Annotated in this window: 15 protein-coding genes; 10 read left to right on the top strand and 5 right to left on the bottom strand. The window is 53.1% G+C overall.

The annotated features are described in order from the left end of the window. Nucleotides 1–13: 13 nt before the first annotated feature. Entirely contained in the window at nt 14–1,018 is a 1,005-nt protein-coding gene (locus ACFVTB_RS04975) for an oxidoreductase (protein WP_387745995.1), read from the bottom strand. A 231-nt stretch (nt 1,019–1,249) separates the two neighbouring features. Here ACFVTB_RS04975 and ACFVTB_RS04970 point away from each other — a divergent pair, with 231 nt between their 5' ends. From ACFVTB_RS04970 to ACFVTB_RS04950, 5 genes are all read left to right on the top strand, one after another. Further along, complete coding sequence (locus ACFVTB_RS04970; RefSeq protein ID WP_387745993.1) at nt 1,250–2,329, top strand: LLM class flavin-dependent oxidoreductase; 1,080 nt, start codon at nt 1,250–1,252, stop codon at nt 2,327–2,329. A gap of 295 nt (nt 2,330–2,624) precedes the next feature. Further along, complete coding sequence (locus tag ACFVTB_RS04965; RefSeq protein WP_387745991.1) at nt 2,625–3,578, top strand: LysR family transcriptional regulator; 954 nt, start codon at nt 2,625–2,627, stop codon at nt 3,576–3,578. Nucleotides 3,579–3,776: 198 nt separating this feature from the next. Then, entirely contained in the window at nt 3,777–4,637 is an 861-nt protein-coding gene (locus ACFVTB_RS04960) for an amino acid ABC transporter substrate-binding protein (RefSeq protein ID WP_387745989.1), read from the top strand. A 35-nt stretch (nt 4,638–4,672) separates the two neighbouring features. Beyond that, on the top strand, nt 4,673–5,347 hold the full coding sequence (locus ACFVTB_RS04955) for an amino acid ABC transporter permease (RefSeq protein WP_387745987.1): 675 nt from the start codon (nt 4,673–4,675) through the stop codon (nt 5,345–5,347). A 31-nt stretch (nt 5,348–5,378) separates the two neighbouring features. Then, nucleotides 5,379–5,927, top strand: a complete 549-nt coding sequence (locus tag ACFVTB_RS04950; protein ID WP_387745986.1) for an OsmC family protein — start codon at nt 5,379–5,381, stop codon at nt 5,925–5,927. A gap of 1,303 nt (nt 5,928–7,230) precedes the next feature. On the opposite strand, the gene ACFVTB_RS04945 is transcribed toward ACFVTB_RS04950, so the two are convergent. From ACFVTB_RS04945 to ACFVTB_RS04930, 4 genes are read right to left on the bottom strand one after another with little or no spacing between them, the layout of a single operon-like run. After that, nucleotides 7,231–7,848: a DsbA family oxidoreductase gene (locus tag ACFVTB_RS04945; RefSeq protein WP_387745984.1), complete on the bottom strand. Its 618-nt coding sequence runs from the start codon at nt 7,846–7,848 to the stop codon at nt 7,231–7,233. A gap of 24 nt (nt 7,849–7,872) precedes the next feature. Beyond that, nucleotides 7,873–8,523 carry a DsbA family oxidoreductase gene (locus tag ACFVTB_RS04940; RefSeq protein ID WP_387745982.1) on the bottom strand — a complete coding sequence of 217 codons (651 nt, stop codon included), beginning with the start codon at nt 8,521–8,523 and terminating at the stop codon, nt 7,873–7,875. Further along, nucleotides 8,495–9,859, bottom strand: a complete 1,365-nt coding sequence (locus tag ACFVTB_RS04935; RefSeq protein ID WP_387745980.1) for a purine/pyrimidine permease — start codon at nt 9,857–9,859, stop codon at nt 8,495–8,497. The genes ACFVTB_RS04940 and ACFVTB_RS04935 overlap by 29 nt, the downstream gene beginning before the upstream one ends. Before the next feature lie 43 nt (nt 9,860–9,902). Next, entirely contained in the window at nt 9,903–10,445 is a 543-nt protein-coding gene (locus ACFVTB_RS04930) for an NADPH-dependent FMN reductase (protein ID WP_387745978.1), read from the bottom strand. Nucleotides 10,446–10,676: 231 nt separating this feature from the next. Here ACFVTB_RS04930 and ACFVTB_RS04925 point away from each other — a divergent pair, with 231 nt between their 5' ends. The 5 genes from ACFVTB_RS04925 to ACFVTB_RS04905 all read left to right on the top strand — a co-directional run bounded on the left by ACFVTB_RS04925 (nt 10,677) and on the right by ACFVTB_RS04905 (nt 16,761). After that, on the top strand, nt 10,677–11,207 hold the full coding sequence (locus tag ACFVTB_RS04925) for a cupin domain-containing protein (RefSeq protein WP_387745976.1): 531 nt from the start codon (nt 10,677–10,679) through the stop codon (nt 11,205–11,207). 196 nt (nt 11,208–11,403) lie between these two features. Continuing rightward, nucleotides 11,404–13,218 carry an asparagine synthase (glutamine-hydrolyzing) gene (asnB, locus tag ACFVTB_RS04920; protein WP_387745974.1) on the top strand — a complete coding sequence of 605 codons (1,815 nt, stop codon included), beginning with the start codon at nt 11,404–11,406 and terminating at the stop codon, nt 13,216–13,218. 5 nt (nt 13,219–13,223) lie between these two features. Beyond that, nucleotides 13,224–14,267 carry a PrpF domain-containing protein gene (locus ACFVTB_RS04915; protein WP_387745972.1) on the top strand — a complete coding sequence of 348 codons (1,044 nt, stop codon included), beginning with the start codon at nt 13,224–13,226 and terminating at the stop codon, nt 14,265–14,267. Next, nucleotides 14,237–15,346, top strand: coding sequence for an acyl-CoA dehydrogenase family protein (locus ACFVTB_RS04910; RefSeq protein WP_387745971.1), 1,110 nt, complete (start codon nt 14,237–14,239; stop codon nt 15,344–15,346). Before ACFVTB_RS04915 ends, ACFVTB_RS04910 begins: the two co-directional genes overlap by 31 nt. Beyond that, complete coding sequence (locus ACFVTB_RS04905) at nt 15,343–16,761, top strand: dihydroorotase (protein ID WP_387745969.1); 1,419 nt, start codon at nt 15,343–15,345, stop codon at nt 16,759–16,761. The genes ACFVTB_RS04910 and ACFVTB_RS04905 overlap by 4 nt, the downstream gene beginning before the upstream one ends. Nucleotides 16,762–16,817: the final 56 nt, after the last annotated feature.

Here is a 16,817-nt window from a genome sequence, read left to right as displayed (position 1 = left end):
GGGTGTTAAAGGGTTAAGTTACGCTTTGGATCGGCAAAGGCTGCTTGCTGAGCAGCCGTCTTGCAAAATCCGGGTCCTCCAGCATAGGCCTTCCAATTGCAATGAAATCCGCCAGCTTCTCCGCAATGACGCGTTCCGCCAACGCTTTCGTATGAATGCCGCCTACGGCGATGACGGGTAGGGCCGTTGTAGATTTCAGGATAGCCGCATAAGGAATCTGATAACCGGGATGGACGTCGAGAGGGCGCTCGGGCGTCAGGCCGCCGGAGCTGACATGAACAGCGTCGAGCAAAGGCTCCAGTTTGTTGAAAATGTCAGCTACTTGCTGAGGGAACAGGCCAGCCGAATTGTAATCAGTGGCGGATAATCGAATCTGGACCGGATAATCCGGGCCGACTGCCTCGCGTACGGCTATGGCGACTTGCAAAACAAATTGAAGCCTGCGGTTCTCGCTGCCGCCGAAAGCATCGTTGCGGCGATTGCTGATAGGGGACAGAAACTGATGCAGCAAATAGCCGTGCGCGGCGTGCAGCTCAATGCCGTCGAAGCCGGCTTCCCGGCTGCGAAGCGCAGCCTTGCGATAAGCGTCGATAATACGTTCGAGCTCTTCGTCGTTCGCTTCGAAAGGCAGACCGTATTCGTCGTTGAAAGCGAGAGCGCTTGGAGCGAGCAGTCTTTCCCCGGGCAGCAGCTTCGATTTCCGTCCCCCATGAGATAACTGAATAAAGACGCGGGCGTCTTTGTCATGAACAGCCTTGACGACTTGGTTGAGCGGTTTGATATGGGAATCCGAATAGATGCCGATATCGTCCTGATACAGCCGTCCTTCCGACGATACGGCAGTGGACTCGATCAGGACCAGGCCGACATCGGCTGCACGCTGTCCATAGTGACGAATGTGATAATCGGTTGCATGCCCGTCGGGTGTGCCCTGGTGCTGCTGCATGGGCGCAAGGACAAGCCGATTTTTCAACTGCAGCTTGTTGATTCGGCTGCTTGATTGCAATGAAACGGTCATTGTGGAATCTCCTTTCCCTTTATTCTGATAGGTTTAATTTGTATATGGACGTAATTATAGAGTTATTCGATTATGCAAATCCAATATTAAGTTCGCTATCGCTTTAATTGGTCCAGCCTATCAATTCGATATGAAAATTGATATTGGAGTTCGTGCGCAGCCTCCCGTAAGATGTAGGGGACAAAACGGTTTCCATCCGTTGGGCATGGCGAACGACAGGAGGAACGGAATTTGAGCTTTGAATTTGGAATATACACGTTCGGCGATTTAACGAATGATCCGCATAGCGGCCGCCCAATCAGCGCCAAGCAGAGGCTGGAGGAAATTGTGGCCGCAGCTAAGCTGGCCGATGACGCCGGGCTTGACGTTTTTGGTCTGGGAGAGCATCATACGCCGAATTTCGCGGTGACGGCGCCGCCTGTTGTATTGGCGGCGATTGCGAGGCATACGAAACGAATTAAGCTGACCACAGCAACGACCGTACTGAGCACGGTTGACCCGGTCCGTCTATATGAGGACTTTGCGACGCTTGATTTGCTGTCTGACGGTCGAGCGGAAATTATCGCGGGTCGCGGCGCGATGGCTTTTTTGGATACATACCGTGTGTTTGGCTATGAGCTGGCCAATTATGACGCCTTGTTCGAAGAGAAAATGGAGCTGCTCGTTCAAATCAATGATAACGAGAGCGTGTCTTGGAAAGGACAGTTTCGTCCCGAATTGGTTGACGCGGGAGTCGCTCCTCGGCCCTTGAAAGGAAAGCTCCCTTTATGGATCGGAGTCGGAAGAACGCCGCAGAGTGCGGAAAGAGCGGGCAGGCTTGGAACGGGACTTTCGTTTGCGCAGCTTAGCGGCGATACAGGCAGACTGAAGCCGCTTGCCGAAGCCTATCGAGCGGCGGGGAAGGCGGCTGGATATGCGCTGGAGCAGCTTCCGATCGCTTTATGCAGCCACGGCTATATTGCGCCAACGCCGCGCGAGGCGCTGGACGAATATTTTCCGTATCATGCCAATTACTTCGAGCATATCATGCAAAGACGGAATCCGGCGGACCGTCTGTCACGCGAAGAGTTCGAGCTGTCGACCGGCGCGAATCACGCGCTGGCCGTCGGGAGCCCTGAGCAAATTGTAGAAAAAATATTGTATCAGCATGAGCAAATTGGTCATAGCCGTTATGTTCTCCAATTGGATATCGGGGGCGTACCGTACGCCAAGGTGGCCCGCTCCATAGAACTGCTGGCGGCGAAAGTAATGCCGGTCGTCCGGCGCGAGCTCAGTCGCACGAAGGCGGAGACGGCAGCGGACAAACGGTAAGCCGACGCGTTGGCAGGTGTTGTTTTTAAGGTGAAAGACCAGAATAAGTGGCTAAAAAAGAACGTTTGACCTACACGCTGCAAGCGTGCGGAACAAGCGTCTTTGTCATTTCGTTTTGCGCCGCAGAGAGATTGTATTGACCAATCTTGTCTTTCTGTCTAAAATGGGATTAATGATAAAATCATGCAATTGATTCCATATCATAAGTCGAACAGGCATCTGTAGGCTCGAAGCGCAATTGGCTTCGGCTTTTTTTGTTTATTAACGGCATTTCAATAGAGAGAGGAGAAGGAGAATGGACCTGTTGCAACTGAAGTATTTTCAAACCGTCGCCCGTCGGGAGCATATTACGCAAGCGGCCAAAGAGCTGAATATTGCGCAGCCTTCCTTGAGTCAGACGATTGCCAGGCTGGAGGACGATCTGGGTGTGTCTCTGTTCGACCGGCTCGGACGCAATATTCGGCTGAATGAGGCGGGAAGAGTCTTTTTGCAGCATGTAGAGAATGCGTTCACTGAACTGGAGAAAGGCAAGCGGGAGGCCGTCCGGATTTCGGGAAAGTATGAGGAAGTCATCACGCTGGCTTCCATTCATTTGCCGATTGTATCGGAAATGCTGGCCTCGTTCGTAGCGAAGCATCCCGAAACGCGATTCCGCTTCCAGCAAGGCTGCTATAATTCCATGAAGCAGCTTCTGAAGGATAAAGAAATCGACCTGTGCTTATCCGCGCCGCCGATCGAGCTGCCTAATGCAACGAGCATTACGCTTCTGACGGAAGAGCTGCGGCTACTTGTGCCGGCCGGCCACCGTTTGGCCGCAAGGGATTCGATTCATTTGATCGAGGCGGAGAAGGAAGCTTTTATCGGACTCAAGACAGGTTTCGGGCTGCGGGATGCGACGGATAGCCTGAGCCGCAAAGCGGGATTTACGCCGAACGTTATTTTTGAAGTCGAGGATCCCGCGTTGCTTCATAAGCTAGTCCGCGCCGGCATAGGCATCGCCTTTATTCCTGCTCTTTGGGATATGGACAATACCGACCCTGCCGCCGTATCGGTGAGGATTGCGGACCCGAATTGCTTCCGTACGATCAGCTTGACCTGGCTGGAGAGGCAGGAGCTGTCGCCAAGTTTTGAACGGTTTCGTCTTTATTTGATCGAATACTTTCACAAACTGCAGCAGCGGTTGGTCAGCTCAGCCTACTCGGCAGGGGAAAGCTCGCGCTCTATCATAGGTTTAGAACGATTAATATAATATCGATTTTTGTATTGGATAGGGGGTTAGGAGCAACCTTATAATCATTTTGTAGCCAAAATACCCATTAAATTCATAGGTTAACTATGGTAGGTAGGGGGTGCTCTATTCGCGGCAGCGCAGACTGGCAAAGAATAAGTCAATTAAACGATGCAGCGAATAGGGGCGACAAAATGATCATTGAGGGAGTGTTTAGAGATGCAAAAAAAGACAAGAGGAAACTGGCAGGCAGCATCGTTCGTTATTCTGGCTTTCGTTTTGCTGCTGACGGCGTGCGGACAGAAAACTGAAAAAACGGGGGCATCGGCGCAGGCGCCAGCTTCGAAGACGGTGGATGCGCCAACGGCGGCGCCAGCCAAAAAGCTGGTTATCGGATCGACGGGAGGATTTTATCCTTACGTATTTCAGAACAGCGATACCAATAAGCTGGAAGGCTTCGAGGTCGACTTGTGGCAGGAGATCGCTCAGCTGAAAGGTTTTGAGGTGGAGTGGAAGACGTCGGAGTTTAGCGGCCTGTTTGGACTGTTGGATACAGGCAAGATCGACACGATCGCCAATTCCATCGCCGTAACGGAGGAACGGAAGAAGAAGTATCTGTTCAGCGAGCCTTACGTTTATTCCGGCGCACAGCTTGTGGTCAAGGAAGGAAATAATGAAATTCAATCGCTGGAAAATTTGAAGGGCAAAAAGATTGGCATTCAGCTTGGAACCAACTTTGCCAATCTGGTTAAGGACTTTGATAAGAACGGCGAAATCGAAATCGTTAACTATGAGTCGGCGGAGGCGGGCTTTCAGGATGTCTCGATCGGACGTATTGATGCAACCTTTGCAACAAAGGCCTCGGCGCTCGGCACTATTCAGAAGACGAAGCTGCCGCTTCAATTGGGTGGCAAGCAGCTGACAACGATACCGGCCGCCAATCCGTTCTTGAACAAGGAAGAGAACAAGGAATTGATCAATCAGGTGAACGACGCGCTGAAGCAGCTCCGCGAGAACGGGAAGCTGGCCGAAATTTCGAAAAAATGGTTTACGCAGGATTTGACCAATCCCGATAACTAACTTCGATAGAGCGCTGGAAGGGGCGGAGAGCAGCTATGTTTGATTTGGTCTATTTGCTGTCGGCGCTTCCCCGGCTGCTTAAAATGATGTATTTGACGATGACGATCGCTGTACTTTCCATGCTGTTTGGACTCGTGCTCGGTCTGCTGCTGGAGTCGGCGATCAGACGCAAGGTGTTCCTGCTCGCCGCGTTCGCGAAGGTGTACATATCCTTTTTTCGGGCGACGCCGCTGCTTGTGCAGTTATTTATTTTGTATTATGGGATTCCGCAAATCGTTCCGGCGTTCGGCGAAATCAACGCTTATTGGGCTACGGTAATCGGCATTAGTTTGAACTGTGCGGCGTATTTGGCGGAAATCATCCGGGCAGCGATTCGTTCCATCGATTATGGCCAATGGGAGGCTTCGCAATCGATCGGGATGACCCGTTGGCAGAGCATGAGGCGGATCATTTTGCCGCAAGCACTCCGTATTGCGCTGCCGTCCTTTGGCAACACCTTTGTGACCGTTGTGAAGGAGACTTCGCTTGGCTTTACGCTCGGCTTGACCGAAACGATGGCGCAGGCCAAGCTGATGGCAGCTGAGACTTACAAGTTTCTGGAGTCGTTTCTGGCGGCCGCTATTTTGTATTGGCTGGCCGCCATTGTATACGGCTATATTCAAAACTCTATGGAGAAGAGGGTTAACCGCCCGTATGGCCATGAAGTATAACCGAGGATGAGACAAACAAGGAGTGGGATCGATGAGCGGGTTAAATGAGTATTTGCGCGACAAAAAGTCGGCGCTGGACGCTCGCAAGAACAGGTTGGGGCAGGAGAACGAAGTGTCGGCAAATCGATTGAGCGCAGGGGTTCGGGTAGCCGGACGAAGCGGCGTACGTGAAATTCGTATTCGCGACTTTCAAGTCGTAAGCGATAGCGGGCCAGAGCTTGCCGGGCATCAGCTGGGGCCAAGCTCGCCCGAGCTTCAGCTTGGCGTTCTGGGAAGCTGTCTGTCGCATATCACGTTGATCCAAGCGGCAGAGCGAGGCGTGCCGCTCGATTCTGTTGAGGTAGAAGTAACGGGAGATATGCATCCGCTCGCAGGTAAGCCGGGATACGAGGATGTGCCGGTCTTTCTGCATAACATTGCGTACACGCTGCGCATTGAGTCCAGCGCCTCCGCGAAGGAGCTTGCGGATCTGCATGAGGCGGTCGAGCTGGCCTGCCCGATTCTGAATCTGCTTCAGCAGCCGCAGCAAGTTGCCGGTACGCTGGTACGAACAAAACGCAAGAAGAGCAAGACGGGGTAAGCAGGCAGAGGTGGTTGCAGGTGAGCAGGGCAGCGATGGATGAGGTAAGCAGGGTAGAAGCGGATGTAATGTGCGTTTATTCAGGCTGTCGAGATACTCTCGGCAGCCTGAATGTTATTAGGACTTTATCGTGGTTACTAGTCTTAGCTAGTCCTAGCTCGCCTCCTCGGATGATGCTCCCTGACAAGGGTCACTTTCAGGAGATAGTGCAAGAGAGGATAGACTTTTGGCAGGAAGTATGGTGGGTGCACCTAAAGGCATAGCCTGGCATGTTGCTTATAAGCGCGGATGGAGAATACGCAAGACTGTGTGGTAAAGGTGAGGGTTAGTTACTTTTGAGCGCGGATGGAGCTAAACGTAGATTCGATGCGGTAGAAGGCAGTAGTCTGGCGGTTAGATGCAAGCACGATTGGACTTACGCATTACTGTGAGGTAAAGATAATTGGAGCATGTATGCCACGTAGGTGTGGTGGCTTGACGGTTACTTATAAGCACGGATGGACTATACGTAATACTGTGCGTTAAAGGTAAGGTTTGGTTAGTTACTTTCGAGTGAGGATGGGCACATATGGTCACATAGGTGCGATGAGGTAGATGTGGTGGTTTGACGTTTACTTACAAGCACGAATGGACTATACGCAATATTGTGTGTGCGCTTAAGGTAAGGGTTGGGATTAGTTACTTTCGAGCACGGATGGCCCGCGTAGGTACGATGAGGTAGAAGGCGACGTTTTGGCAGTTACGTGCAGCACGAAGGGACTATACGTCGATACTATGGGTTAGGTAGAAGACATCGAGAAGGTAAGTTGCTTTAAGTACGGCTGAATTTTGTAGCATATTGTGGCCCATATCGCCATGATGTTGCGCGGTCTGGTGGTTTGGGAGCATGCTGAGGGTCAATAACTGCTTTTTCGCAGTTATTGACCCGTGTTTTTCTGGGCAATGAGGAAATAACTGCTATTTTGCAGTTATTACTGGCCTCACCCCGCAGTTTAGGGGCTAGCTTCAGGAAATAACTGCCTTTTTGCAGTTATTTTCTGTATTTTTAGTGCGAGGAGCGAAAATAACTGCATTTTGGCAGTTATTTAGCTGGCCAGAAGGCAAACAGAGAAGATTTAGCTAGCCAGAAGGCAAACAGAAGCTGGCCAGAAGGCAAACAGAAGATTTAGCTTGCCAGAAAGCAAAGAGAGAAGATTTAGCTAGCCAGAAGGCAACAGAGAAGATAGATTTAGCTAGCCAGAAGGCAACAGAGAAGATAGATTTAGCTAACTCTACACCTGCAAGCTTCGCTAGAGCAAGCCGCTTACCGCTTAGCCGACTCCAGCTCCCGCTGCTGTTCGCGCTCGATGACCTCCAAGAATTGATGCTTGAACGCCATGCCTCGAATAACTGTCTCGCCGATGATGAAGGTCGGAGCTGAGTTAATGTTGGCGACGTAATAAGCGTGATGCAGCGCCTCACGATGCTTCTCGCGGTACGTGCGATCCTCCAGCGCCTTGCGGTAGGCGGCTCGGTCAAGGCCGATCTCGCCCGCCAGTTCGGTCAGCACGTCGATTTCCCCGATGTTTTTGCTCTCCAGGAAAAAGGCCTCGTACATTCGTTTGTTATATTCCTTCGCCTTGCCGTGTTCAATTGCAAACTGATAGCCCTCAAACGCTAGATGAGTATACGGCTGAGGGGAGAAAGGCGGCTTCACAATCGGGATGCCCAGCTCCGCCGCAATCGGGTAAACCCGTTCTTTCCAATCCTTCGTAATATACTCGCCTTCGGGGCGCAGCGTTGGCGTTGGATAAGGACGAAGCTCGAACGGTACATATTCGACTTCGATTCCTTTTTCAGCGGCAGCTGCCTCCAGCTCTCCTTCGGCAAGAATGCAATACGGGCATACAAAGTCGGAATACACCTGCAATTTTAATGTCATAAATAAAAGCTCCTTTACAGTAAATTAGGAACAACCGTCGATGGTGCAGCTGATGCCGGTGCTCCATTGCTCCAGCCGCTGCTTTTTCAATTCTGCATCGATTACTTCAAGGAATTGCTCTTTATATAGCAGCCATTTGATCGTCGTCTTCCCGATAACATAAGTCGGCGCCGCGGTAATTTTCGCCTCATCAAGCGCATGATGCAGCGCTTGTCTATGCGCTTGCCGATAGACGCCAGATTCCAGCGCCTCGCGGTAAGCGCGGCCGTCTAGGCCCAACTCCTCGGCAAGCCCGGTCAGTACGCCGATGTCGCCAATATCGAGGCCGTCCTGGAAAAAGGCTTTATACATCCTCGAATTATAAGCCTCTCCGATTCCCGCTTCCTTCGCGAATTGAAAGCCTTCAAAAGCGAGATGCGTGTAAGGCTGAGGAGAGAGAGTGGGCATTCGAATCGGAATGCCGAGCTGCTCTGCAATCGGATAAACCTTTTCTGTCCAGCTTGTTTGCATGTAGCCATCTTCGGGACGAAGCGTCGGTGTCGGATAAGGCCTTAGTTCAAAAGGCAGATACTCAATCGTCACATCCCGTTCCGCCGCGGCCGCCCTCAACTGGCCTTCCGCAAGCAAACAGAATGGACACACGTAATCAGAGTACACTTTGATCGTTAACGGCATGGCTGGCGCTCCTTTCGAGAGAGGCATGCTTACGTTTCCAACGGCCAAATCCGATTCCGGAACCGGAGGAGAGAGTGTCCTTCCACTTCCACGCCTGCTCAAGCACAATAGACGCCAGCACGCCGACGACCAGGCCATTGTTCAAAATCGGCTTCAATACATCGGGAAGCTGGGCAAGGCTTGCGGCAGGAATGAACATGCTGCCAACGCCGGCAAATAAAGAAAATGCGACGATCGTCAGCTTCTTCTCGTCATGCAAAACAGCTCCCAGCTCCTTCAGGCCGGCGGACAACAGATGCGCAAACGAGTAAAAGATGACAGCAAATGCGACAGGTACGGGCACTGATGCGAGCGAGGTGGTCAAAAAAGGAAAAAAGCCGGCCACGATCAACAATAGGCAGCCGATTATAAAAGGCAGTCTCTTCGTCATGCGGGTGGAAGCGACAAAGCCTGCGGAATGCGAATTGGATACGCAGCCCACCGCAGAGAAGGCGCCGGACAGCAGCTGATTGACACCCATTACGATGCCGGATCGGCGATAGCGGTCGACAGGCTCGCTCCCGACCGTTTTCTCCATGACGACGATCGCTGCGATCATGTTAATGAGCAGCGGAAGCGTAATGACCAGCGTCGTAAACGCGATGCCCGAGTCGAACAGCGGCGCTCCCCAGGCAAACAGCTGAGGCAGAAGAATGACCGTTTCCGGCAGTTCGGGAAATGCGGGAATATGGCCGAATAACAAAAAGAAGCCATAGCCCGAAACAATTCCGATCAGCGCATTATAGTTGCGGAGCCAATCGATTTTGCTGCGGCCGCATAGAAAAGTGAGCAGAAGCGTCGCGATCGCGGGAAAGGCGATGCTTGCGTGGATATAGGGATCCACATAACCAACGCCAAGAATGCCTTTCACGATTGGCGAGCTGAACTGGAAAATGAGCAGCAGCAAATAAGTGCCGGTGACAACCGGAGTAAACAGTCTCTTCAAATAGCGGATAATATGAAAAATGCTCAGCAGCAGAATGATCACCCCGCCCAGCAGCAACCCCATTTCCATCTGCCGCAGCAGCTCTACTCCGGATGCTCCCGGCGCCAGATTGGCCGCTAAAAGGATGAAGACGCCCCACCATACGCCGGCAGGGCCCTCCAAAATCGGCAGCTTATGGCCGAGCGTTACTTGCAGCAAGGAAGAAACGCCAATGACGGTCAGTGTTCTTTGCAGTAGGCTGATTGTTTCCGCATCGGACAGCTGGAAGGCCGCCGCTACGACGATAGGCGCAACAAGCCCGCCCGTCAGCAGAAAAAATGCCCATTGCAGCGAATCAAGCAGCGTTCTCACGGGCGGCAAGTCCCTTCAAAGCGGCGGCAATTGGCGTTGCTCCTCATACGCGGACTTCCGCATTGACGGCGGATGCCAACTCAAGAACCAGCTCTTGCAGCGCTTGAACGCCGGCTTCATCGGTAAAAATGCCATGCTCATCGATTTGGTGAGGATCGGCTACATATTGGACAGGCAGCACGTTGGCATGGACCCCGCGCAGGACGAGGCGCAGGTTGTTCAGCGCGTTAATGCCGCCCTTACCGCCTCCTGCTGCCGCTGCAATCGCAACTGGCTTGCCTTTGAACTGATCGCTGCTCAGAAACTCGAGAGCATTCTTCAACGCGCCGCTAATGCCGTTATGGTATTCCGGCGTCACGATAAAGAATGCGTCGGCCTCTTGCGCCAGCTTCCGAAGCTGAACGACGGTATCCAGCTCTTGCTGAGCGGGTTCTCCGTTGAATAAAGGCAGGACGTGGCGATGTAGATCCAGCAGCTGGGAGTTGCCTTGCTTATCTCTCAGCAAGCGGTACACCACATTGATTACGGCTTTAGTGCGAGCCTCGGCACGAGGGCTTCCGCTAATAAACAAAACGTTTCTACTCATTTTTCACACGCTCCATATCAAGAATAATGATTCATATAACCACCTATTCCGGGTTTATTAGTATTATAATGATCCGATGAGAAAAACTTCCAATACCAAATTCGTAATAGGTTTTATAGACCAGAGGATATGAACATATTGCTCGTAAACTATCATTTATATTTTTGATTGACAGGGAAATAATTACCAATTATGATAATGTACAATTCAAATTGGAATAGGAGGATTTATATGACTGAATTACGATTGCGAGGGTCTTTGGAGACGTTGAGTCCGTCTCAATTGCGCCCTTTTCTGGAGGAGCAGGGCGTCTATTATGAGAGATGGGAGGAGAATCTTACGCCATCATCATTCGACAATCACCTATTGCTGACGGATGAGGAGAAGACAGAATTGCTTCAAATCTATGAAAATCAAATTGCGGACTTTGCGACACGGAAAGGCTATAAGCAATGGGATATTGTCATCCTGTCGGAACAGACACCCGGTATGCTGCAGAAATTCGGTTCGCTGCATTACCATCTGGACGATGAAGTACGAATTGTGCTGGGAGGAGGAGGCGTATTTACGATAAAAGGTGAAGGCGACACGGGTTATTTCGAGCTGACGGCGCACCCCGGCGACGTCGTCGTCATTCCCGCTCGCAGGCCTCATGCCTTCCGCTTGTCTGAGCAGCCGCAGTTTATTGTAGTCCGATTGTTCGAAGGAGAGGCTGCGTCGGTAACGTTCGAGGCGGAAGATCCGACATTTGTTGTCGGTTGAAGTCGGAATGATAGCTTTTGGACAATACGCCTTATACGCTAAGTAATATTGGACGGCTGAGAAGAGGGAGAGTACATTTTAATTGTAAAAACTTCCAAAATAATAAACTATTAACAATTTGTAAAAAGGTATCGAAAGGGGGGATCAGACGGATTAATGGATTGGAGTGAATAAATAGATAAGGGAGTGGAAGAAAATGTGCCGAATTTTCGGGTATATCGGTCATGATTACATCGATCCCGGACGGTTGAAGGCTGTCTCCGATGGGCAGTTGGCAGGAGGGCCGGATCAGCAGTCGGTATTGGCGGAGAGAAATTGGGCAATCGGCAATAACCGGCTGGCGATCGTCGGACTCGATGGAGGCGAACAGCCTTACAGTCTGGGTGATTCGATACGCATTGTATTGAACGGAGAGATTTATAACCATCGGGAACTAAGAAGCAAATTGGAAGCGAAAGGCTATACCTTTACCGATCATTGCGACGGCTCGATTTTGCCAGCTTTGTATGCGGAATACGGTCAGGACTTTGTACGTTATCTGGACGGCATGTTTGCGATCGCAGTTATCGATTTGCGGGAGGGGGCTGCGCTCACCTTAGCGACGGATCCTTCTGGCATTAAATCCTTGTATTACTATTGGGATGAAGGGAAAAAGACACTGTATTTTTCTTCAGAGCTTCCGTCCTTGCTCGCATTCGGCACCGTCCCTTCGAACCTCTGGCTGCCGGGCGTCGACTTCTATCTGACGACGAAGGTCGTATTCGGCGAGCGGACGCTGTTCGACGGCGTTTATGCGCTGCCTCCATCGTCGCTGCTGCATGCGAGGCTGGGAGAACGGCCCGCCCTTCGCAGATGGAAGACGCTGCTCGTATCTGAGCCGCTCGGCAGCGATCCGGCCACCGCCGCTTTATCGCTGCGGGAGCAGCTTGATCGCGAAGTCAGGACACTGCTGCTTGCGGATGTACCGGTCTCGACGATTAACAGCGGGGGACTGGATTCCAGTCTTGTAACCGCGCTGGCTAGCCGGAGACAAGCAGGCATCCACTCGTTTAACTTATCGTATGTGGGCGATTGGCCGCTTGACGAAAAAATATACGCCAGACAGGTGTCCGAACGTTACGGCACGACGCATCATGAGGTGCTGGTCGATCCGCGCGACTTTGAGAAGCTGCTTCCGCTTGTAGCGGAGCGGCTGGGACAGCCGAACGCCGACCCGATCACGCTGAGCAGCTACGCTTTGTTCGAAGCGATTCATCAAGCGGGCTTCAAGGTGACGATATCCGGCGACGGAGCGGACGAAATGTTTGGCGGCTACGACCGCTTTCTGGAGGCGGCTGAGGCGACAGACGATTGGATCAAGCCATACGTGGCCGCGCTCGGCGTTGCGTCGCCGGAAGTGCGCAAGGAACTGTACAGCGACGATTATCGTGCTTTTGTTCATGATAACGGGGCGATTGGCGATCAAATAGCGGACAGCTTAAGAACCGCCCACCACCGGAAGGGCAGATTGGATGCCATTCTCGATTTCGAGCGGGAATACAGGCTGCCGTCCTACCACTTAAGGCGCGTCGATCATCTCAGCATGGCGCATTCCGTTGAAGTGCGGGTACCGTATTGCCAGCCGCGCATTCTCGATTTGGCGGGCAAGCTGCCGTCCGATTGGAGGATCGGAGAAGGGAAAGTGAAGCGGCTGCTGTATCGTGCGGCTGAAGGGCAATTGCCGGATGCGATTCTGAACCGGAAAAAGCAGCCTTTTACACTGCCGATCGACGCAATGATGCGTAAGGGCCTACCGCTTTACGAGGCGGTGCAGCGGGTACTCGACCGGGACACGCTTCGCAGGCAAAATCTATTCAGCCCGGCAGCGGTCGAGAGGCTGCTGCACAAGCAGGCGACCCAGCCGGACGGCAAAACGGCGTTGACGCTTTGGTCGCTCGTTATTTTTCAGCTATGGATCAGTCAGTATCAGGTTCATATTGGCGCGTCAAAACAATATCAGTTTGAGGGGTGATTCTTATGCAAACGTATCTGGCACATGCTGAAGGGAGCGTATCCTCTTCCATCATTATCGACGGAACGGAGCTGCCTGCCTCGCCTGATGCCATCATTCCGATCCTGCAAGGCATTAATAACGACCTGGATCATGAGGAACGGCCTTATGGGTTCATTTCTAAATTTGTCGTCATCCGTCCGTCCCAGCATCCCATGTATGATCTGAACTATTTGTTTTTCCAGCTCGTACCGGGTAATCCCGTAACCTTCGATTATTCCGGAAGCTGCGGGCATTCCATTCTCGCTGCCATACAGGTCGCGATGAAGTGGGGCTGGCTGCCGAGCGCAAGTCCGGGACTGCGGGTCCGCGTATATGTGGAAAATGTCGGAGACTCGCTCGTATGCGAGGTCGACCACGCGGTACGCTCCGGGATGAATTGCACGGCGCATTTCATCGTGGACGGCGGTACGACGCTGGCGAGCCTGTTGCCTTCCGGCGTGCTGACGAACCGGCTTGCTACCGAATATGGAAGCTATGAGGTATCCCTAGTATCTTCCGGCAATCCCTATGTGTTCGTGAATGCCACCGAGTTGGGCATTCATTCGGAGCAGGAGCTGTTCGATGCTGGCCAGGATACGCTGGACCGCTTGAATGCGATTCGGCGTGCGGCGGCGCTTTTGCTCGGCTGGAATCCGGACGGCGTCTTTCCGAAGGTGGCAGCCGTAGCCAGCTTTGAGCCGGAGACGATCGCATTCCGGGCGGTTTCGATTCCTTCCTGGCATCCGACCATCGCGCTGACCGGTGCAGCATGCATTGGCGTTGCCGCGGCAATTGAGGGTACGATCGTGCATCGGTTAATCGGAGGCGCTCTTGTTGGAGGCCGCCATCTGAAGGTGAGCACGAAAGGCGGAAATACGTATATCTCGACTGCGACTACGGGCGGAAAGCTATCGGACTATTTGCTGTACAGCAGCATTTCTGAGAAAAACGTGCGTCTGCTCGGGGCGTTACCTTTCAAGAAAGGAGCGACCTACGAATGGGAGTTGCAACGCAAGGTATACGCATAGAATCTTTGCTGGAGGAGCTGGACCGCTACGCCGCATTGGCGGACGAGACGGGCCGTACACAGCAGCAGTCGCTTTCGGCGCTTAAAGCATCAGGCTTACTCGGCAGTATCGTACCGGAGGAATACGGTGGCCTTGGTTACGATTCTTTATTTGCAGGCAGATTAATCGCCTCTATTGCTGAGGTCGACCCGTCGATTGCCATTATCGTCTTTCAGCATTTCTCCGTCGTATCCCGGATACTGGAATGGGGCAGCGTCAAGCAGCGAACGGATTATTTGCCAAAACTAGCAAATGGCCAATGGTTAGCCGCATCGGCATGGTCGGAGAGCGGTGCTGGCGCAAATAAACAGAATATTTCGACGAATGCTGATCGGACAGCAGACGGCAACTGGATTATTGGAGGAGTTAAGTCGTTTACGACAGGGGCTGGACTAGCTGACTTGTATTTCGTGCTTGTTCAGACGGGCGCTGGCGAATCCGGTTCGCTATACGGCAATTCCGGCCAATCGTTTTTTCTGATCGAGACGACGCAAGGCATTACAGCCGATGCGGATACGAATCTATCCGGGATGCGCGGCTCCTCAACCGGGTTTATCAACCTGCATCAATGCGAGGTAGCGAGCGAGCAGCTCATTGGCCCGCTTGGCGGGGCGCCAAACGTCATTAACGGGATTCGAGAGTGCGGGCTGACGCTCGGATCCGTGTCGCTGGGGATTAGCGAGGCTGCTTATCGTCTGGCATCGGATCATGTGAAGGCTAGAGGACAGCAAGGCAATCCGGTGCTGCAGGCGGCGTTGTCTGAGCTGCATATGCAGCTTGAAGCGGTTCGGGCGCTGGTCGAGAAGGTCGGAGCCAGAGAAGGAGGCGATCAACTCAGCCGGATTGCCTACCAGTCTAAAATTTTCGCATCGGAGTCGAGTGAGAAAATCGTTCGCGAAGCTCAGCAAATTATCGGCGGCTCAGGTTATGTGCGCGGTAAAAAAATTGAGCGCCTGCTGCGCGATGCAAGAGCCGTCTCGCTGATGGGCCCGGTCAATCGGCTGGCTCGGGAAATTATCGGAAGGGAGCTGATCTCATGAGCGGGGCAACGTTCGACCTCGTCATTGCGAACGCCCGCATCGTCTATCGCGACCGTATTCTGGACGGCAAGATCGGCGTCCGCGACGGGAAAATAGCCAAGCTGCTGCGCAAGGATGAAGAAGCGACGGCGAATCGAACGATCGACGCGGAAGGACGGTATGTGCTGCCGGGACTTATCGATTCGCATGTCCATTTTCGTACGCCGGGCTATGAACATAAGGAAAACTGGCATTCGGCCTCGAAGGCAGCCGTCGCGGGCGGCGTGACGACGGTACTAGATATGCCTAATACGAATCCATACACCGATACGGTGGAGAGGCTGCGGCAAAAGTCGGCTCTGGCGGACGGTCAGTCCTATGTCGATTACGGCTTTCATATCGGCGTCGCGCCGGGAAAGGCGGAGGCGCTTCAGCCGCTAAAACGCGGGGAAGCGGCGAGTATCAAGCTGTTTCTGACCGGCCATCGCACGGCCAAGCATATTATCGACGACGAAGCGGAGCTTGATTATATATTCGGGCTGGCGGCTGACAAAGGAATTCCACTGACGCTGCATGCGGAGGACGACTTCGTGCTCCGGCTTTTTCGTCAATCACGCGGCGAGCCGTCCGACTTAACGGAATATGAAGCGGCGTATCCGCGCATCGGAGCGATTACAGCTGTTGCGAGAGCGCTCCGGCTCGTGCGCAAGCATGGCACATCCATTCACGTACTGCATGTATCGTCTGCTGAAGAGGCGGAGCTGCTGGAAGCCGCAGCGGCGGCGGGCTACCCCGTTACCTTCGAAACTACTGCTCATCAATTATGGTTCGATCATGCGAGCGCTCTGCCTTTAGGCACGAAGGCCAAGCTTAGTCCTGCGATCCGCGAGCCGCGCGACCGGGAAAGGCTTTGGCAGTCCGTTGCTCAAGGTACGCTGACATCGGTAGGCAGCGATCATGCTCCTCACTCCAAGGCGGAGAAAAGCTATGAGTTTCACGATGCGCCGCCGGGCTTGCCGGGTGTTCAGGAGCTGCTGCCGGTTCTGCTGACCGGGCTTAAGCGGCGTCTCCCTTCGTTGACGAGGGAAGAGCGGCTGCTCGCCGTGGCAAGATTGCTTGCGTCGGGGCCAGCGTCCCGATTCGGACTCGATCATCGGAAGGGCAGCATCGAAGTCGGGCTGGATGCTGATCTGCTTATACTGGACGATGAGAAGAAACGGGTGTTGACCGGAGATGGCGTACTGTCGGGCAGCGGCTGGTCCGCATACGAAGGAATCGAGCTGGAAGGGGAACCGTTGGTAACGATCGTCAGAGGGCAAGTGGTTTATAACCGTGGACAATTCGGCGAGGAAATCGGGCAGCCCGTTTCCATTCGAACGGATGCGCCGGACGCCTTCCGGATTACTGCAGGAAGCCCCTACCAGGTACTGGCTTGACCGGCGGCTTGAAAGGAAATAAACGGAACGGCAGGCGGTGTCATTCCGCTTGCCCT

Origin of the sequence: Paenibacillus sp. NPDC058071 (assembly GCF_042885235.1) — a bacterium.
Lineage (GTDB): Bacteria > Bacillota > Bacilli > Paenibacillales > Paenibacillaceae > Pristimantibacillus.
Note: the sequence above shows the minus strand (reverse complement) of the source record. Positions and strands in the feature narration are given on the sequence as shown.